The 19,722-nt window shown below is 32.8% G+C and carries 15 protein-coding genes; 9 read left to right on the forward strand and 6 right to left on the reverse strand.

Translation table 11 applies throughout. The features are described 5' to 3' along the window. Positions 1-57: 57 nt before the first annotated feature. The 3 genes from tagH to OMHG_RS03185 all read right to left on the reverse strand — a co-directional run bounded on the left by tagH (position 58) and on the right by OMHG_RS03185 (position 3,943). A complete protein-coding gene (tagH, locus tag OMHG_RS03175; RefSeq protein WP_010648258.1) occupies positions 58-861 on the reverse strand; it encodes a teichoic acids export ABC transporter ATP-binding subunit TagH in 804 nt (267 codons plus the stop codon). A gap of 15 nt (positions 862-876) precedes the next feature. Further along, positions 877-1,698: an ABC transporter permease gene (locus tag OMHG_RS03180; RefSeq protein ID WP_010648260.1), complete on the reverse strand. Its 822-nt coding sequence runs from the start codon at positions 1,696-1,698 to the stop codon at positions 877-879. A gap of 127 nt (positions 1,699-1,825) precedes the next feature. Further along, complete coding sequence (locus OMHG_RS03185) at positions 1,826-3,943, reverse strand: CDP-glycerol glycerophosphotransferase family protein (protein ID WP_010648261.1); 2,118 nt, start codon at positions 3,941-3,943, stop codon at positions 1,826-1,828. A gap of 141 nt (positions 3,944-4,084) precedes the next feature. Here OMHG_RS03185 and OMHG_RS17450 point away from each other — a divergent pair, with 141 nt between their 5' ends. Beyond that, the gene (locus OMHG_RS17450) at positions 4,085-5,140 is read left to right on the forward strand and encodes a glycosyltransferase family 2 protein (protein ID WP_010648262.1); all 1,056 of its coding nucleotides are present in this window, start codon (positions 4,085-4,087) and stop codon (positions 5,138-5,140) included. 130 nt (positions 5,141-5,270) lie between these two features. Then, a complete protein-coding gene (locus tag OMHG_RS18215; RefSeq protein ID WP_010648263.1) occupies positions 5,271-5,594 on the forward strand; it encodes a hypothetical protein in 324 nt (107 codons plus the stop codon). 48 nt (positions 5,595-5,642) lie between these two features. On the opposite strand, the gene galU is transcribed toward OMHG_RS18215, so the two are convergent. Continuing rightward, entirely contained in the window at positions 5,643-6,527 is an 885-nt protein-coding gene (galU, locus tag OMHG_RS03200) for a UTP--glucose-1-phosphate uridylyltransferase GalU (protein ID WP_010648264.1), read from the reverse strand. Between the two features lie 213 nt (positions 6,528-6,740). Here galU and OMHG_RS17455 point away from each other — a divergent pair, with 213 nt between their 5' ends. Beyond that, a complete protein-coding gene (locus OMHG_RS17455; RefSeq protein WP_010648265.1) occupies positions 6,741-9,167 on the forward strand; it encodes a CDP-glycerol glycerophosphotransferase family protein in 2,427 nt (808 codons plus the stop codon). A 363-nt stretch (positions 9,168-9,530) separates the two neighbouring features. On the opposite strand, the gene OMHG_RS03210 is transcribed toward OMHG_RS17455, so the two are convergent. Next, on the reverse strand, positions 9,531-10,613 hold the full coding sequence (locus OMHG_RS03210; RefSeq protein WP_161603055.1) for an O-antigen ligase family protein: 1,083 nt from the start codon (positions 10,611-10,613) through the stop codon (positions 9,531-9,533). Positions 10,614-10,997: 384 nt separating this feature from the next. Here OMHG_RS03210 and OMHG_RS17460 point away from each other — a divergent pair, with 384 nt between their 5' ends. Together OMHG_RS17460 and tagD are read left to right on the forward strand one after the other, a co-directional pair. Next, complete coding sequence (locus OMHG_RS17460) at positions 10,998-13,142, forward strand: SH3 domain-containing protein (protein WP_010648267.1); 2,145 nt, start codon at positions 10,998-11,000, stop codon at positions 13,140-13,142. A 211-nt stretch (positions 13,143-13,353) separates the two neighbouring features. Then, positions 13,354-13,740 (forward strand): glycerol-3-phosphate cytidylyltransferase, encoded by a 387-nt coding sequence (gene tagD, locus OMHG_RS17715; protein ID WP_044476689.1) that lies wholly within the window; start codon positions 13,354-13,356, stop codon positions 13,738-13,740. An 18-nt stretch (positions 13,741-13,758) separates the two neighbouring features. Here the strand turns inward: tagD and OMHG_RS18935 are convergent, their stop codons facing one another. Then, entirely contained in the window at positions 13,759-13,965 is a 207-nt protein-coding gene (locus OMHG_RS18935; RefSeq protein ID WP_237566129.1) for a hypothetical protein, read from the reverse strand. 1 nt (position 13,966) lies between these two features. Here OMHG_RS18935 and OMHG_RS03225 point away from each other — a divergent pair, with 1 nt between their 5' ends. The 4 genes from OMHG_RS03225 to OMHG_RS03240 all read left to right on the forward strand — a co-directional run bounded on the left by OMHG_RS03225 (position 13,967) and on the right by OMHG_RS03240 (position 19,697). Beyond that, positions 13,967-14,923 carry a CDP-glycerol glycerophosphotransferase family protein gene (locus OMHG_RS03225; protein ID WP_237566130.1) on the forward strand — a complete coding sequence of 319 codons (957 nt, stop codon included), beginning with the start codon at positions 13,967-13,969 and terminating at the stop codon, positions 14,921-14,923. Positions 14,924-15,119: 196 nt separating this feature from the next. Then, positions 15,120-17,333 carry an S-layer homology domain-containing protein gene (locus OMHG_RS03230; RefSeq protein ID WP_161603056.1) on the forward strand — a complete coding sequence of 738 codons (2,214 nt, stop codon included), beginning with the start codon at positions 15,120-15,122 and terminating at the stop codon, positions 17,331-17,333. Between the two features lie 76 nt (positions 17,334-17,409). Then, a complete protein-coding gene (locus tag OMHG_RS03235; protein ID WP_010648275.1) occupies positions 17,410-18,144 on the forward strand; it encodes a WecB/TagA/CpsF family glycosyltransferase in 735 nt (244 codons plus the stop codon). Then, complete coding sequence (locus OMHG_RS03240; protein WP_010648277.1) at positions 18,141-19,697, forward strand: putative polysaccharide biosynthesis protein; 1,557 nt, start codon at positions 18,141-18,143, stop codon at positions 19,695-19,697. The genes OMHG_RS03235 and OMHG_RS03240 overlap by 4 nt, the downstream gene beginning before the upstream one ends. The last annotated feature ends 25 nt before the right edge of the window (positions 19,698-19,722 follow it).

Consider the following 19,722-nt stretch of genomic DNA (forward strand, 5'->3'; position numbering starts at 1 on the left):
ACATTCATGTTGGCATAGTTAAATATATTTCCAGGTTATATAATCATTACTTTCATTTCATTGTGTAATTAATGCACTTTCTTGCCGAGCAAGACCTGCATTTCTATATTCTTTTCGTTCTTTCTTAGTCATCTTTTTCCAACGATCTAGAAATTCTTCATATTTAGGAATTACTTCATCCGTTAAACCGAAATCTTTCACCATACCATATTCAAGCCATAAAATTTTCTCACAAAATTCTTTCATTTGTCCCAGGGAATGACTAACAAAAATCATTGTCTTCCCCTTCTCTTTAAATTCCTTCATTTTATTTAAACTTTTTTCAGCAAAAGCTTTATCCCCAACAGAGAGTGCTTCATCAATTATAAGTATATCGGGATCGACATTAACTGATATTGCAAACCCCAAGCGTGACTTCATACCACTTGAATAGGACTTAACCGGTTGGTCAATGAATTTTTCGAGTTCAGCGAACTCTATAATTTCCGATTCGAGTTTATGAATTTGATTTTTCGTAAATCCTAGCATCAACAATTTAAGTTCAATATTATCTCTACCTGAAAGCTCTCCTTTTAACCCTGACGAAACTGCTATTAAAGCAGCTTGTCCATTAATTGTAACCGTTCCAGAGGTTTCAGGGACTATACCAGCAACAATATTGGATAATGTTGATTTACCAGATCCATTTATACCAATAAATCCAATAATATCTCCTTTTTCAGCTTCAAAACTGACATTCGCAAGCGCATAAAAATCTTCTCCGTAGCTTTTTGGAGTGATTAGGTCCAGTATCCGCTCTTTTGTTCCTTTATATAATTTGTATTTTTTTGTAATATTATTAGCTACAATTGCTTTTCCCATAATTTTCACAAACCTTTACAAGTAGTCAATAAAATGTCTTCTAAACTTCGTATGCAACATAGATCCAAATAGTAATAGCACTATTACTACGGCCCAGAAATAGAGTGTATATTCCCAATTTGAGACGAAATACCACTCATTGCTGAAGAATGCTGCCCGATACCCTTCTATTAAATATAACAAAGGATTCAGCTTCATTAGATTCATAACTGCAGGCATATCTGCTAATAAAGTTATTGGCCATAATACTCCTGATAAATATAACATCATACGTAAAGTTGCATTTAATAACATGTGTACATCTCTTATTATTGTTGAAAGCGTTGAAGTAATAAGTGATATTGCAAAAATTAAACAGAACGCTCCAAACATAAAATAAATCAGCTGTACATAATATATATTGACATAGTACCCATTAAATTGAAAAATAATAATTGAAATTACTACCATAAATATATGAGCGTAAAATTGAGAAAATATTACATAGCTTGGGATGATACTCATCGGAAAATTCATTTTCGACAACATTCTAAGTCTTGAATAAATGGATTTTGAACCTTGAATAGTTGCTTGATAAAAGAAAATCCACAAGAAGAATGCAGCTAGCAGCCAACTAAAGAAAGGTATTTCTTCTCCAGCCACTACTACTGGAGCTTTCTCACGAAGAGTACCGAATACAAACCAATAGATAAGAATTTGTATAGTTGGGTTTATTATTTCCCAAGCCATTCCTAAATAATTGTTTTTATTTTTGCTTTTTAATTCGTATAATGAAAGCCTACGTATTAAATAAAAATGATCTATTTGCTCTTTTATAACTTTTATCGCAGATTTCATAAGTATTTCCTTTCAAAATTCTACATTTAATCTTTACAATCATGTTATTGAATTATACTAGCAACAGACGTAAAAAACAATAACTAATCGGGCCTGTATAAACAAGCCCAAATACAGTATTTAATAATTAATTATGAAATACTTCTTCTACTACTCTTTTACTGGCGTTTCCGTCTTCCAAATAGCAAAATTTATTATAGAAAGCTTCGGTTATTTCTATAGGATGGAATCCTTGATTGTCAATTTCTTTAACAGTACTAATTATTTCGTCTGTTGTTTTAACTAATGGACCTGGTGCTTTGGATTCAAAGTCAAAATAAAAACCACGCAGATTGTCTCTGTAATCCTCTATATCATATACATAGAAAAGCATTGGGCGTTTTAAATTAGCATAATCGAAGAATACTGATGAATAATCTGTAATTAATAAATCAGCGATTAGATAAAGTTCCCTAATATCCTCATGGAAAGAAAAATCATAAACAAATCCTTCAAAACCCGTTAGATCTAAATTTTCTGCCACTAGATAGTGAAGTCTTAATACTATAATATATTCTTCCCCTAATTCTTCCCTCATTCGTTCAATATCCATTTGAAGATCAAACTTATACTTACCTTTCGCATAAAATTGATTATCACGCCAAGTAGGAGCGTATAAAATCACTTTCTTATCCAAAGGAAGATTCGACAATTTTTTTATATCATTTATCATCTTCTCCTTATTGGAGTTAATTAGAAAATCATTTCTCGGATATCCAGACTCAATTATTTTTCGATCAAATTCAAATGCTCTTTTGAAAATTTCAGTAGAATATGCATTTGGAGAAACTAGATAGTCCCACTTACTTGCTTCCTTTAAAAAGTTTTTCTTGTATTTAACAGTATTAGTCCCTGGCATATGAACTTCATCCATATCTGCAGCAAGACGTTTCAATGGCGTACCATGCCAAGTCTGTACATAGGTAGTATGTTTCGGTTTTGGAATCCACAATGGCAGCCTACTGTTTGTAACCCAGTATTCTGCTCTTGCCATTAGGAGTAACCATTTTATCGAGAACCTTCTTATCGTCTTTACATCCTTGCTTTTGAAGTGTTTTATATGTCGTCTATCAACACTCCAATACATATCATATCCTAATGGATTGTCTAACATATATTCATATATAGCCCGAGGACTGTCACTATACTGTTTTCCCAGAAAACTCTCAAATATAACTGACCTTTTTCTGACAGGAAGCTTGCCCAAAAGGTAAAAGGCAGCTTTATAAGCCTTTTTCAGTGTTTTCCCTCTTCGGATTCTAACCCATTTAGTTCTAGCTCTTTTAATAACTTCATTCTTAAAATTGTATTTTGCCAATTGAAAAGATAAGTATTTAGATTCTTTAGTCGGCTTTATTACTAACTTTGCTTTTTCACCTTGGTAATTAAAAATATTTTTTATAGGATATTCACCAAAATGGCTAACCCTAATCCTAGCACTTCTCATTGTCAGATGCTTATTATTCTCAGTGTAAGTCATCTCTAAATAAAATTTTAAGAAAACCCTTTTTTCAAGATTTAACTGTTGCGGGACTATAAAGTTACCCTTAATTCCACATTGTAATAAATTTTCATTACCTTCATATTTTTCATCTAAATCTTCTCTTTTAAATTGTTCCACTGGAACTTCAATTTCTTCTTCACTTGTATTTGTTTTAATAATTAACTTCAGGTTATTTATTTCATAATCATTTGTTTTATATAGCGGCGGAAAATTAAAATAGCCTGAGAAGTGCACTTCTTGTTCAGTTAAACTCACTGTTTCAAATTGCGTGTATAAGAAATAATGATTCATTCTAAAGGAAATTTTCCCTTTTTTGGTTGTATACGGATAAAACATCTTCTTTCGATCTGAAAGAACAATGGTTTGAAAACGATTGTTATCGTAGTTACTATTTATTCTTCTCTTCATTAAATCTTCTTCTTTTACCCGATTGATATATAAATCCCAAATTTCGTTTTCCAAAAAGGACTGGATATGATCATTAAATGAGAAAGTTAAATTATATATATTAAAGTCTTCTAAAGTTTTTAATAAAGAAGAATGTAATCTTATTTCGTTATTAGAATATCTCTCCTTTAGGGTAAAGTAAAACTCGTCTATATCCTGTAAAAAACTCTGTTTTACAGGTAATGTTATTATATAATTATTATTTTCTAAATTTATATCCATTATTTTAATGTTTTTTATATTATCTAAAATCATATTGAGAATAAATCTCCTCTCATTTCTCATTATCAATTACAAGACATATTATAACTATATACATTGTTATTTTCAATTTTAGTATCAAACTTGATATAGTCATCTATTTATTATAAGTTTAACATATAAGGAGTGAGCGCAATGTCTGAAGAATTATTACAAAAGAAAATTGCTTTCGAAAAAGAAAATAATATCCAATATAATAAGGATGGTTATTATATTAAAAATAAAAGTATATTTTCAAAAAAGGCAAAAATTACAGTAGTTACACCTGTTTACAATGCCGAAGATTATATAAAGAAGACGATTGACTCTGTAATTAATCAATCATTTGAATTCTCCCAAATTGAGTACATACTTGTTGATGATGGTTCTACGGATTCCTCAAGGGAAATTTTATTAGATTATGCTAATAAACACAAAAATATTATTGTTGTATTTCTAAAAGAAAACACAGGAACTCCCTCCCAACCAAGGAATTTAGGTATTCAACTATCAACTTCCAAATATATAACCTTTTTGGATGCTGATGATTGGTTAGCTCAAAATGGTCTATTAACAATGTTTAATATCCTAGAGGAAACTAATGACGATTATATTGTAGGTAAGACGATTCAAGTCGGATCGGAAAAAGCTAAAATTGTTGGTGAGTATGAATCTTATATCGAGAGAAGAAACATCTCTCCATTTACCATACCCCATATATTTCATCATTTAGGTCCACGAGCTAGAATGATGAAAACATCACTCATTAAGAAAAATAACATTAAATTTCCAGAGATGAAATTTGCTGAAGACAAACAATTTTTCATAGATGTCCTAATTAACTGTAAAAGTATTTCTACTACTAAAGAAGTAATATACTATCTTAATCGCCTGGATGATAATAATTCTTCACTAACCAAGCAAACCGATGTTATGGAAAAAATGGATAGTAATATAAAAGTTATTAACTATGTACAGAGTAAAAATTTAGATTCCCAAAAAGAAAAGATGATTTTGAACCGACTTTATGAATTTGATTCGATAACCAGATTATTTAACAGGCAGCATTACATTAAAAGTAAGCAGAAGAATCTATATTACGAAAAATTTAATGAAGTATTAGAAACCACAAGAAGGTTAAATTACGATATTTCAGAATGTTTCTTTCACCCCAATCAACAAGGTTGCTTATCAGCTTTTTTTAGAAGGTAATTATAAAGACATAACAGAGCTCTTTAAGTGGGATAAAAAAGAAAAAGTTAAAAATTTTATTATTAAAGAGGGTCTTCCATATATAATTTCTCCTTTTTCTGAAGAAAAATACAAGTATATTAGAATTCCTATGCTTGCAATTTATAAAAATAGGTATGTAGAAAATAAGAAACATTATATAGAACTATCCATTTACGGTGATTATATTAATGAAGTAAATGATTTATTAATTAGAGATAGAAACGATGTACTTAGAGAATATTCTTTCGCTATTAAAATCAACTCTAATGGTGAAGGAGTTGCAGTAATAGATGAAAGTAAGTTAAATGATATCCCACCTTCCAGTTATGCTATATTCTTGAGATATAAAGGTTATAACAGAATTAATATTAGGAAGAAAGACATATCATTTTATACAACAATAAATTCGAACTTAGGTTTAAAAATACAATAGCAATTGAAAAACCATAGGAAATTCTCTTTCCTATGGTTTTTTGTAAAATTAAACTTTAGATTGATTTATATTTTTGGTGATTTCTTTTAGATAATCCTCCAGAGGTCCTCTTAGATCTTCTCTATTTAACCCAAACTCAATTGTTGTTTGAATAAACCCTAGCTTTTCCCCAACGTCATAACGTTTGCCAGTAAACTCGTATGCAAATACCCTTTGAAATTGGTTAAGCTGTTCTATTGCATCTGTTAATTGAACCTCTCCACCAGCTCCAATTTGTTGTTTGTCTAAAAAATCGAATATTTCAGGAGTCAGTATATATCTCCCAATTATCGCTAAGTTAGAAGGGGCAGTTCCTTTTTCTGGCTTCTCCACAAAATTTTTAACTTGATACCTTCGGTCACTTTTCTCTAGTGGATCAATAATACCATACCTATGAGTATCCTCATCCGGCACTCTTTGTACACCTATAATAGAAGAATTAGTTTCTTCAAATTGGTCAATTAGTTGTCGTAAGCAAGGCTTTTCGCTTTTTACAATATCATCACCCAATAAGACGGCAAAAGGTTCATTCCCTATAAATTTCCTTGCACACCATATTGCATGCCCAAGACCTTTTGGCTGTTTTTGCCTTATATAGTGAATTTCCACATTCGCTGATTTTTTGATCTTATCCAATAAATCGAATTTTTCCTTCTTCACAAGATTTTCTTCCAGTTCCAAGGAATAGTCAAAGTGATCTTCAATAGCCCTTTTGCCTTTCCCCGTCACTATAATTATATCTTCAATTCCTGAATTAACTGCTTCTTCTACAATGTACTCAATTGTTGGTCTATCAACAATAGGTAACATCTCTTTTGGCATTGCTTTTGTAGCAGGTAAAAATCTTGTTCCAAGTCCTGCCGCTGGTATAATAGCCTTTTTTATTTTAGTCATTTTTTTCCTCCTCATACAAATCCTTGTCTGACCAATTTTTAGTATAAATAAATAGACAACGTTATTCAACCTTACATACACATAAGCTCAAGAATATTGTCTCTTACTTACGTCAATTTAAGTATTCCAAACTTCATTCACTATTATTATCAAATTTGTTATAGTTAAATTATTGATTCACTGATTATATTTTATGGATAAAGGAGTAACATTATGTCAAATAGTAATGCCATTTCAGTTTTTATAGATAATTTTAACATAGAGAATGGTCTTTTAACTATAAGAGGCTACTTAGAGGGGGAAAATCTTACTGAAATTAAAAATAAACTGAAATTAAAAATTCAAAAGAGAAAAACTGAGATCTTCTATCAGTTTCCCATACGAATAGAAGAAAACAGATGGGAAGCAACCATAGACTATAATCAAAATGACTATCCAAGAGGTTATTGGGATTATTACTTAGTATACAATCAAGATATAAAGTATCGCATAAAAATAAAAGATAACTCTATAACTAAAGCTAATTACATCTTACTCTTTAAGAATAAAAACGTTAGCAAAGAAATGCACTGTTATACTACAAAAAAAGGATCCTTTTCAACAATAAGCAAGACAACGGTTATTAGTATCAGTGACTTATCAGGAGTATTTATATCTGAGCATGAAATAAAAATCACAGGTAATTTAAAGCTTAATGAACTTATAAGTAAAAAGAATTTAATTGAAGCAAAATTTATTGTAAAAGATAGAAAATCTAATCATAAATCTGAGGAAGAAATAATATTCAATGAAATAAATGATAGCGAAGTTGAATTAGAAGTGAATATTAATTATGATAAAATAATTTTGAATAAACCAGAAAAAAAGCGATGGGATATCTATATTAAAATACCTATAAATGGCGTAGATTTTTTATTCAGAATGCAGATTACGGCTTCTGAAAATTTAGAAACTGATACTCTTCATGAGTTTAAAAGAGATAAAACTATTTATCAAATATATCTTTATCCAACAGTCAACAACAACTTATCGATAGTTTTAACTGATTTAAAAATCATAAGAGATGTGGTCTCTTATTCATTTACGAAAAAAGAGTTAAGGTTTAAAGGGTACGCGTATTTTGATTTAGTTAATTTTGATAGACCAGACAACGTCAATCGTTCAATTATAATAAGAAAAAGAAAATCTAATATAGAGTTAGAATTTCAAATTAAAAACATAGAACTTTCAAATCCGTTAAATGGAAAGTATATGTATTCCGGTTTCGATTTTACTATTCCTCTAAAGAAAATATCATCCATGAATAGTAACTTTTTAGAGATTTATGATTTTTATATTAAATTGGAATATAAGGGTTCAGTGAAAGAGAAAAAGTTAGGGTCTGAAGAATACGATTATTTTACTGATAATGCTCTTCAAACAAACTCATTAATTTATAAAGGGAAGAATATAAGAAACTATCTTCTATATACACCTGGAGGCAACTTCAAAATAGAATCGTATTCATATTCTTTTAACAAAAAGTGGTATTTGCAAATTGGTCAAATTATCGACAGGAAATTAAATTCTAATAAAGATATTTGGTTAATAGGAGAAAGGCCAGATACTGCTCAAGATACTGGATATCATTTCTTTAAGTACTGTAGAGAAAAATATCCCGAAAAAGATATCTATTATGTTATTAACATTGATTCACCTGATTATAAAAATATTTATTATTTAGGAAATGTTGTAACTTTTGGCTCCCTAAAGCATTTTAGAATAGCGGCAGTTGCTAATACATTTATCGGGTCTCATGATTTAGAATATATTTTACCTACACGCAGTGTTGATTGGACCAACTATCAGAAAAATAATCGTGTATTTCTTCAGCATGGAGTGATAGGGCGAAAAAAAGTGGACTACTTTAAGAAATATTATAAATTTCCATTTACTTTATTCTGTGTAAGTTCAGATTCTGAGTTTGATCTTGTTACAAAAACTATGGGTTACTCAACAAGTGAGGTAGAAATAACTGGATTATCCCGATTTGACCACCTGTTAGCGAAAAAAAGAGAGGATAATTGTATTACCATTATTCCCACGTGGAGAGATTGGATTAAAAACGACAAAGATTTTTCTAGTTCAAACTATTATTATAAATACAAAGAATTATTGGAAAGTGAAAGTCTCAAAATTATTCTTAATAAATATAATGTAAAGGTAAAATTTTATCCGCATTATAGAATGCAAGAGTATATACACTTTTTCAAAAAACTTGAATCAGAAAATATCAAAGTTATAGAGTTTGGACAAATCAGTGTACAAGAGTTGCTAAAAAGTAGTAAGTTATTGATTACAGACTACTCCTCCGTATCCTTCGACTATAATTACATGGGGAAACCAGTGTTATTTTATCATTTTGATTTTAACGAATTCTTCAAGAATGGTATACTGCGTCCAACTGAAGAAACCTTTCTTGGTGAAATATTTGAGAGTAAAGAAATGCTAATAGATGCTATTAAAGAATATATAACTAATAATTTTAGAGAATCGCCGGAAATCAGTGATAAAAAAGACTTATTATTTTCAAATGTTGATAAAAAAAACAACGAAAGAATTTTCAATGCGATTAATTCACTAAATAAAAAAAAGCTTTAGTCAGCCTCATAAAGATGATAGAATTCTAAATTAAACAATTGGCAAGTGTAACTGGGATATTAGACCAAACAATCACTTGCCAATGTTTACTTTAGACTATAGTTATTATAATCGATATACTTTTTCGCTTAAGTGTTATATCGCAGTTGTTGTCCTTCACTATGTTCGCCCTATTATCAATTTAATCCCCTCAATATATTTAACCATGGATTAGGCATACGCCGGTATAGTCAGACGTTTTAATTTCTCCAGGTCTCTAATTATCCACAGATTAATTGCTAAACATTATAAACTCTAATTATTACTAGCCGGATGAAATGTTACTGTTTACTTATAATCTTTAAAATCTAAAGTATACTATGCTCAGTCTATTTTCCTTTCAAAATTTTTAAAATTAATACCAATAGTGATTATCATCCATTGCAGTATAGCTATTGAGTAATTATTTTGGAATAATGTCATTTCAAAATTCTCATACACTAAAATCCCTAAAAAGAAGCAAGCAGACCATACCGCCACACTACTATCCAACCGCTTAATCAATAATTTCCAAATTGAGTATAATAAAAATATGAAAATTACGAATCCTACCATTCCTACTTCAATTATTATTTGCAAAAACTGATTATGAGCTGTGTAGTTTGTTACTATAAGATCTTTTGCATTTGTCCCTAGACCGTAGCCAAACAGCGGGTTTTCGGAGATTTTCTGAAACAGTTGCTCCCATATTACGCTTCTACCTGAATCGTGATAAAGTGGTTTCCCAAAAAAATGAAGACTTAAATCATTTAAGTACACTCCAACATGTGAATTTTGTATTTTAGTATAAATGAATAAAAATAATAAATTTAGAATAATAACCATGTGAAAAACATAAGGGAAAAATTTCGAGTAATATTGTAACACTACTCTTGATACGACTATTACTCCAATCGCTACCAAGACAGATCGAGCATTAGTTGCGAAAATTAAAATTAAATTTATAAAAATTAAAAATGCAATATAAACTTTTTCCATGCTACTACTATATTTAAATGCAATAATTTTAAAGTATAGAACACAAAATAATAATACAGCTAAATAATTTGGATTACGGAATATGCTTTTAAACCCATCAAATGAAAGACCGGAAGCTATCCAGTGAATAAACAAGAAAACTACTGTAATCCCCATTATATAGCCTACTAACTTAATATTCATTATTCCCATGTTCATTCTTGTAGATTCCAGAATGAAAATGAAAAGCAAAATTAATTGAATATAATAAAAAGCATCAACTTGAAGTGTTGTAATGTAGCTAATACTATAAACAATCATATATAAAAACAATGCTAGGTAAATCCTGTTTAAGTTTAAATCAAACTGCCTTTTATCTATAATTCCTTTTACTAAAAATATGAGCATAAGAATAAATGTTAAATTTGTACTTATAGTTCCTATGCTCACTAGCACGTCGTATTGTGTGCGTACCATCGTATTTAGAATTAATAAGATTAATATTTGCACTAAGTATACCGACGAATTTCCATAAAATTTATTATTACTTCTCATATGATACTCCCTCTACCTTCCACTATTACAAAACATAAAATTATATTATCAAATAAACAAGAGATTAGATACCCTTACAACAAGATGTTAATATACAATAAAATGACAAAATAGAGAAATATTTCGACATAATATATAGTTTTTTTATAGAAAGACTTAACATTTCATATGATTCTTGCGATAATAGGTATATCCTTCAATTAATTAAGATAGGAGTGAATAGAAATATTATTAACAGCGTAAGGATATATCAAAAGCAAGAGAGGGGAAAACAATTAATTGAGAAAAGGTCAACAATGTAAATTCGTCGTTGTTAGTTGCTTCCTTGCACTAGTATTTACACTAATAATAATTCCAACTAGCACAAGCGGTAAAGTTTTTGCTGCGGAAATTTATCAAGGCGTTGCATTGAAAGATTCTACTAATGTATATGATAGCACTTCAAGAAGCAACGTTTTAAAGTCTTATAGCAAAGGTTCTATTCTACTATATACATCACATTCAGGAGAATGGTATAGTGCTATAGTTTATGTAAATGGAAAAAAACATAACGGTTATATCCATAAATCGGATGTTGACACTTCCGTTTCCGATCAAGAAACTTTAAAAGGTATTGGGCTTAAAAATTCTACAGCCGTTTATTCTAAGGCTTCTACTAGTTCTAGTAAACTTAAAACTTATGATCAGGGTCATATCCTCTACTATGAAACGTTTACTAGTGAGTGGTATGAAGCATTCGTTTATATTAATGGCAGAAAAACTACAGGTTACATCAATAAATCAGATGTTGAACAAATTTCAGAAAATCAACAATCTTTGACTGGTATAGGTTTAAAAAAACCAACTGCTGTATACTCTAAGGCTTCTACTAATTCTAGTAAACTGAAAACTTATGATCAGGGCCATATCCTCTACTATGAAACTTTTACTAGTGGATGGTACGAAGCATTCGTTTATATTAATGGCAAAAAAACCTCTGGCTATATTCATATCGATGATGTTGAAAACATACAAGATACACAAGAATCCTTACAAGGACGCGCGTCAAAAAATCCAACAAATATATACTCAAAGGCTTCTAGAGACTCCAGTGTATTAAAAAATTATAAAAGTGGCAGTAATCTATTATTTAAAACATTCTCTAAGAACTGGTATGAAGCTTTAGTCTATGTAGATGGAAAGCCTAAAACTGGTTATATCCATTATGATGATGTAACTACTGGTGATGTTTATGTTGAAACTGACTACGAGAGCGATTACTATGAAGTTGTCGATACTCAGATGGAAAAAGCACCACAAGTATGGAAAGATGGTGGATTTGTAAATGCTTCCAGTGAGCAAGTGGCATATTATGTGAATTCCTCCAACTTTCATAAAGGTGATAGCGAGTTTTTCCAATTTCTTGATCTAGCTGAAACAGCTGGAGTAAATGCCAATGAAATCAACGAAAAGATATTGAAGGGCAAAGGAATACTTGCCGGTACAGCGCAATCATTTATAAATGGCGGTAAAAAGTATAGTATAAATGAGATTTATCTAATGTCTCACGCTCTACATGAAACTGGTAATGGCACTTCAAGTTTGTCTATCGGTGTTCCTGTAGATAAAAATGGAAATGTAGTAAGTAAAAGTAATGCAGCATATACTGTATATAATATGTATGGAATTGGCGCTAAAGATGCTTGCCCTTTAGAATGCGGGGCAAAGTATGCATTCGATCATGGTTGGTTTACCCCAGAAGATGCAATAGTTGGTGGAGCTGCATTTATAGGAAATAACTATATTAACTCTGGACAAAACACATTGTATAAAATGCGTTGGAATCCTGATGCACCTGGGAGCCATCAATATGCAACAGACGTTGCATGGGCTGTTGCACAAACCAAAAACATTAGTAATCTTTACAATTTGATAGAGGATTATATTTTGGTTTTTGATATCCCTAAATATGAAAATCAACCTGACTCGTCAGGAAATCCGAATTCAAGCGAATCTTCGGAGGCAGTTAAAACAGCCTATCCAAATAATGTATATGGTATTGTTGATGCCGATCCTTCGTTGAACATTAGAAGTACTCCTAATGGTTCTAAAATAGGAAGTCTTGCCGATGGTACTTCAATTAAAGTACAAGGTACCAATAATAACAATTGGTACAAGGTTACATCTGGCGGCAAAACCGGATGGGTACACAGTGATTATGTAAATCTAATAAATCTACTTGAGGTCACTGCAACTAATCTAAATGTACGTGAAACACCTAATGGTACTAAAGTGGGCAGTGTGAGCAATGAATTATTGGCTGCAGTACTGGATTCTAACAATAAGATAGTTAGACAAAATGAATGGTATAAAATTTATTATAATGGAAAACAAGCTTGGGTAAGCGGCGGAACTAATGGTACCCAATATATTAGAATTAAATAAAAAGTAAATTTTGTTAAAAAGAACCATATGCTATTAACTTAGCATATGGTTCTTTTTTTGAAAAAATTACTATTTCAATTAGAAGTGAATGATAGTATAATAACTTGTAGTGAAATTGTTAAGTAGATGTAAAGTCATTATTAAATTAACGTAAAAATATGTTATAATACTATATAAGAAACTCAACGGAGGTTGTTAAAATGAAAAAGTAATCACATATGGAACATTCGATTTACTCCATACTGGTCATATAAATTTACTACGTCGAGCTAAAGAATACGGTGACTATCTGATCGTTGCCATTTCATCTGATGAATTTAACGCCCTTAAAGATAAAAAAGCTTATTATACTTTCGAACAGCGTAAAGCTATTCTGGAAGCTATTCGATATGTTGATGAAGTAATTCCTGAGAATACGTGGGAGCAAAAAGTAGAAGATGTACAAAATCACACTGTTGATGTCTTTGTAATGGGAGACGACTGGAAAGGCGAATTTGACTTCTTGAAGGAACATTGTGAAGTTGTTTATTTACCGCGAACAGTAGGTATCTCCACTACTAAGATCAAGTCAGATTTAAACCTAGCAAACAATGGTTAGAGAGTTAGCAATATCTCTCTACCTTTTTGTTTTCCGTATACTCTTTAATACTTTTAAACTATTTCCCCAAAAGAACAAAACCGTTGGTGTTGCTTCGTTTGGGGATAATGTTTTTTTCACTGCCAAATCTTTAACAAAGCTATCAGATGAAGAGATAGTGATTTTGAAAGACAGTTCCTGCAAATATAATTTCGATGACTCTATTGCTAATATTATCTCATTCAATATGAAGCATCCAATTGATTATTTAAAATCCATCTACCATTTGGCTACCGCTACTACGGTATTGGTAGATACCTATTTTGGTTTTTTAGCAGTTACAAACTTTAGACCGGGTACAACGTGTATACAGCTTTGGCATGCTGCAGGAGCGATTAAACATTTCGGCCTTCAGGACCCTTCCAATGAGACGAGGAGCCAAAGAGCGATTGATCGTTTCCAACAGGTTTATGATCGCTTTGATTATACAGTGGTTGGTTCCGAAAAAATGGCCGATACCTTTCGGGAAAGCTTTGGAATTACCAATAATCGCATTTTGCGTACGGGAGTTCCACGTTCAGATATCTTATTTAACCAAGAGAAAAAACAGCAAATATATCATTATATCCATTCTAAATATCCTTTAATAGGTGACAAGAAGATTATCTTATATACACCGACATTCCGTGAAGATCAGTTCACCGATTATCAATTGGAATTGGATATTCCTCAGATGTATAGAGAGCTTTCAGATGAATATGTGCTGTTCATTAAGCTCCACCCTGCTGTTTCCAACTATGTTATAAGCGAAGAGTTTGATGATTTTGTATATGACGTATCCGATTACAAGGACACTAACGAGCTATTGCTCATTACTGACTTGTTGATTAGCGACTATTCCTCCATTCCTTTTGAGTACGCAATATTGGAGAAGCCGATGATATTTTTCGCCTATGATATGGAACAATATAAAATTACCAGCGGACTTATTAATGATTATGGAAATCAAATGCCTGGGCCAGTAGTCTCAACGACTTACGAAATTATATATTCTATCAGAGAAAAGGCCTTTGATATGAATCAGATACAATCATTTAAAGAGCAATGGAATGAATATTCCACTGGAAATTCCAGTATCAATTTAGCTCGATTTTTGGCTGGAGTAGAAGAAAAAGAGGAAACAAAAGAAAAGGTATTTATATGAGAAGTCTCTTACTCGGAAGGAAAGCTTTCAAGTAAGGGGCTTCTTTTTCTATTTATAAATTTTTAGTAAATAATGTTAATTATCTGTAAAACGTAATGCATTTCATAGTTTAATGTACTAATATTGGTCATGTAATTTCAACAGCACTATCTATTATTCTAGTTTTGAAAATCAATTTGCAAAACTTATTTGCATGATGATTAGAATAGTAGATGAAAGGAGAGGATCTTACATAAAGACAAGAAGACTCCCGATTTATGTCGTTTTATTGGCCATGGTACTATCATTATTTGCCCCGCGAGCTTTTGCTTCAGATGATATAAGTGGTCATTATTTCGAAAATGATATGAGAGCATTAATAGAAAAAGGGGTAATCGTCGGATACAGTGACGGAACTTATAAACCAAACCGGCATGTAACTCGTGCTGAATTCACTATTTTCCTTGTAAGGAGCTTGGAAATATCCCAAGCCTCTCAATCCGTAGCATTTAACGATGTGGATAAGAGTGATTGGTATTATTCTGCAATTGCATCAGCAACCGCTCATGATTTAATTAATGGGTACCCAGATGGTTCATTTAAGCCGAATGAAAATATTTCCAGACAAGAAATGGCGGCTATGGTACAAAGGGCTCTAGCCATAGCTGGAATTAGCGCTGGAGAAGCACCGCTGGATTTCGTAGATACACCAGATATTAATCCAATCTATTATTCTGCAATACAGCAATTGCTGTATTTGGACATAATGGTCGGAAAGATCGATAAAAATGGAAATACTTCTTTTCATCCAATGGCTTCAACTACTCGCGGAGAAGCAGCTGCAATTCTGAATCGACTGCTCAGCATCAGTGAAACAGGAAAAGAAATTGTGACGACTACACATTATGACTTAGATTTTAATGAAATGGTCAACATCCAAATGACTAAGACACCAAAAGTGGATGGATCTGGTATCTACCTGGCCAGTGAAGAACTGGTATCCTATTATGCTAATCCAAATAATTACTCCAAGGGATCAAGTGACTATTTGCAATTTCTCATTCTATCTCAAAATGCTGGATTAAATGCACAGGAGATAAACGAAAAGGTTCTTAAGGGAAAAGGAATTCTTGAAGGCCAGGGACAAGCATTCATCGATGCAGGAAAGAAGTATAACGTCAATGAGGTCTATTTGATCGCACATGCACTTCATGAAACAGGGAATGGTACTTCCCAGCTTGCTAAAGGTATCCTTGTTTCTACAGTGGATGGTAAAAGTGTATATCCAAAAAAGACATATAATATGTATGGAATAAGAGCATATGATAGTAATCCCTTAAGGCTGGGTTCTGAGCATGCATATAAAGAGGGCTGGTTCACTCCGAGGGACGCCATAATAGGTGGTGCTGCATTTATCGCTGATGGGTATATAAACAGTGGACAGGATACACTCTATAAGATGAGATGGAATCCAAGCAGTCCAGGATATCCTCAATATGCCACCCATGTCAGCTGGGCAGTATTGCAGACAACCCGTATCCAGGAAATATATAATCTGTTGGATTCATATGTTTTAAAATATGATGTTCCAACGTTTAACCACCAGCCAGGGAAGACATCTAAACCATCTGGCGAATTACAGTATCATGTTGATCTTACACAGAACGGAAAAATTGGTGTAACAACCGCAAACCTAAATCTAAGAAAAGGTCCTACTACAAGCTTTAACATTATTCATACACTTGGTACAGACATTCCCGTAACTCTTATTGGTGAAAATGGCGGCTGGTATAAAGTTAATGCAAATGGAACAACTGGATGGGTCTCCAGTGCTTATATTCGGTTGAATCGGGATTTAAGGAGTCTCTCTAGCGACGATTCAGCAATCGGACGTGATGCTGAGAGAACAGATTCGACGGAGGAAAGAGATACTGGAGTTATTCCGGAAGAGGAAGCCTCACCAGATTCTCTAAACGAAGATAATCCCGAAATTGATCAAACATTTGATCAATATCCAGTTAAACTTATGGGAAAGACTAATGGCGACAATGTTCACTTAAGAACAGAGCCAGATAGCTCAAATCCAGAGACTATCATTACCAAGATTCCCATCGCTGCAGAGGTTCAGATTAAAGGTAAAAATGAGAAGGGCTGGTATTTGGTCGTCTATGGTGAACAAGAGGGTTGGATTCTCAGTAAGTTTATTGACATTAATAACCTTCTGCAAATCGTGGGTACGGAAACTAGGTTAAATGTGAGAAGTGAATCCAATGATACGAGTGAAATCATCGGTAAAATTGTTAATGGTGACCATGTTTTTGGAATAGCAGATGAAAATGGAGAGCTGGTTCACAAAGATAATTGGGTACAAATTATTTTTGAAGATCAACTTGCTTGGATATATGGAGATTTTGTCAAACCAGAAAATTGAGGACGTATAATGAGCGGGTTTCAGGAGGGAATATTTCCTCCTGAAATCTTATCATTTCAAAGGAGTTCGATGAGGAATGAAACAAGTAAAGATTTTGGGGGTCCCCTTTTTACATACTGATCAGAAATCTTTTGTTTCGCTGTTGGATCAACGTATCCAACAAAATGAAAAGACATTTGTTATTACTGCCAATCCCGAAATTGTTATGAAAGCAAATGAGGATGTCAATCTTATGAATTGTATTCATAAGGCAACATATATAACCGCTGATGGAATAGGTGTAGTAAAAGCAGCTCAACTACTGCGCTCCCCCCTGCCTGAACGTGTTACAGGATACGATACGATGATGCAATTATTAGAAGTGGCGAATAGAAATGCCTATAGGATATTTCTCCTTGGCGCAAAGAATGAGACTTTGCGTAAAACAATAACTGCTATTTCCTCCACTTATCCAGCTATTCATATAGCTGGTTCTCATGATGGTTACTTTGACTGGCAGGATAATGTCCTTACGGAAAAGATTGGGACATCAAAACCGGACATTATATTTGTTGCATTAGGTGCACCTCGTCAGGAAGAATGGATTGCAGAAAACCTTGATAAGTTTGAAACAGGTGTATTTATCGGTGTTGGCGGGTCTTTTGATGTCATAGCCGGTACGGTCAAACGGGCACCCGTTTTCTGGCAGAAAGTGAACTTAGAATGGTTCTACCGTTTATTGAAACAACCGACCCGTTGGAGACGAATGATGGCACTTCCGCAGTTCGCTATCCATATTCTCAAACAGAAAGCGAAGGAGCTTACTTCATGACCCAATCTGTATTTATAAAGAGCACCTTTATATTAACGATTGCTACATTGCTTTCTAAGGTGTTGGGAAGCATCTTTCGAATCCCACTGCAGAATATTGCAGGTGATGAGGTGCTCGGTATATTCAGCTTAGTTTATCCGGTCTATATGGTTGCACTCATACTGTCGGTTGCGGGTATTCCACTTGCAATTTCTAAATTGATAGCTGAAGCAAGAGCTAACAATGAAGCTTCCGCTATCAAAGAAATACATATGACGGCAAGTATTCTCGGCCTATTATTTGGGGTTGTGAGTTTCACTATCATATACAGTTTCTTATCCCCAATTGCTAATCTGTTAGGAGGCCCAACTACTGAATTAGCACTTATCACAGTAGCTGCAACATTGCTCGTGGCTCCATATATGGCAGTTTACAGGGGTTTTTTTCAAGGTTTTGGTAACATGGGGCCCACCGCTGTTTCTCAAGTGATTGAACAAGTAGTCCGTGTTGGGTTAATTCTTGTTGCCGCCTATATCTTCGTCATGAAAAATTATTCAGATGAAATCATTGCCGGCGGTATTATGATAGGTTCTGTTATTGGCGCACTTTCATCACTTCTCTACTTAAGGAGGAAATATAAGAGGACCAATTTCAATTTACCTATAGCAAAGAAATTCTCTTTCCGAATCTTTAAAGGTTGGAGCATAAAAATTTTAAAGGTCTCAATCCCAATTGCGATCGGTTCCATTACCATGGCTCTTTTAAATTTTGTTGATTCCTTTACCGTTTCCTATGGTCTTCGTTCAGCGGGGGCAGAAACGAGTGATGTGAATTACTTATATGGAATTTATGGGCGGGGACTTTCCTTAGTTCAAATTGCAACTGTGTTTGCCACTTCGATTGTACTTCCATTAGTGCCCTTGATTTCAGCAAAGCTGGCAGCAAGAGACATAAATGGAACCAGAACAGTTCTTGAAAAGACTCATTGGCTGACACATCTGATATCCTGGCCTGCTGCTTTTGGACTTCTTGGTTTAACCCTCCCATTGAACCTTGCTTTATTCACCAATTTAGAAGGCAGCACAATGCTTGCAATCATCGGGTTTAGTTCTGTGTTTACTTCATTAACAGTTCTCAGTACAGGTATCCTTCAGGGCATTAATTCAGCTACGACTGGAGCCGTTATTATTTTATGTGGTGTTGTAATAAAAACAGTGATGAATATTTATTTCATTCGATTATATGGTTTAGACGGAGCTGCTTTTTCCACTTTGCTTGTATATATTGTCTTATTTGTGATGAATACTTTGTATATATACAAACAAATACAGTTTACAATTATCAATTCTGAAACATTTAAAATGATCTTCTCTTCCATTATTATGGGTGCAATCATTGGCTTACCAACGATTTATTTCAATATTGATGACTGGAACAGGACTCAATCATTCTCTTATGTAATAGCGGCAATTGTATTTGGAGCCATTCTATATTTGGTTCAATTATACTTCTTTAAAGTTATCAAGAAAGATACGGTTAAAGATATTCCATTTTTAAATAAAGTAATGAAGTGATATCAGTCTGGCGAACAGTAAAGGA

Origin of the sequence: Oceanobacillus massiliensis str. N'diop (genome assembly GCF_000285495.1) — a bacterium.
In the GTDB taxonomy this organism is placed as follows: Bacteria; Bacillota; Bacilli; order Bacillales; family Amphibacillaceae; genus Oceanobacillus; species Oceanobacillus massiliensis.

Coding starts and splice junctions, on each gene's coding strand:
- tagH (WP_010648258.1), bottom strand. CDS start 861: ATGGGAAAAGCAATTGTAGCTAATAATATTACAAAAAAATACAAATTA.
- OMHG_RS03225 (WP_237566130.1), top strand. CDS start 13,967: ATGAAGCATCCAATTGATTATTTAAAATCCATCTACCATTTGGCTACC.
- OMHG_RS03235 (WP_010648275.1), top strand. CDS start 17,410: ATGAAACAAGTAAAGATTTTGGGGGTCCCCTTTTTACATACTGATCAG.
- OMHG_RS03230 (WP_161603056.1), top strand. CDS start 15,120: ATGATTAGAATAGTAGATGAAAGGAGAGGATCTTACATAAAGACAAGA.
- OMHG_RS03185 (WP_010648261.1), bottom strand. CDS start 3,943: ATGATTTTAGATAATATAAAAAACATTAAAATAATGGATATAAATTTA.
- OMHG_RS03240 (WP_010648277.1), top strand. CDS start 18,141: ATGACCCAATCTGTATTTATAAAGAGCACCTTTATATTAACGATTGCT.
- OMHG_RS03180 (WP_010648260.1), bottom strand. CDS start 1,698: ATGAAATCTGCGATAAAAGTTATAAAAGAGCAAATAGATCATTTTTAT.
- OMHG_RS17450 (WP_010648262.1), top strand. CDS start 4,085: ATGTCTGAAGAATTATTACAAAAGAAAATTGCTTTCGAAAAAGAAAAT.
- galU (WP_010648264.1), bottom strand. CDS start 6,527: ATGACTAAAATAAAAAAGGCTATTATACCAGCGGCAGGACTTGGAACA.
- OMHG_RS17455 (WP_010648265.1), top strand. CDS start 6,741: ATGTCAAATAGTAATGCCATTTCAGTTTTTATAGATAATTTTAACATA.
- OMHG_RS18215 (WP_010648263.1), top strand. CDS start 5,271: ATGCTTGCAATTTATAAAAATAGGTATGTAGAAAATAAGAAACATTAT.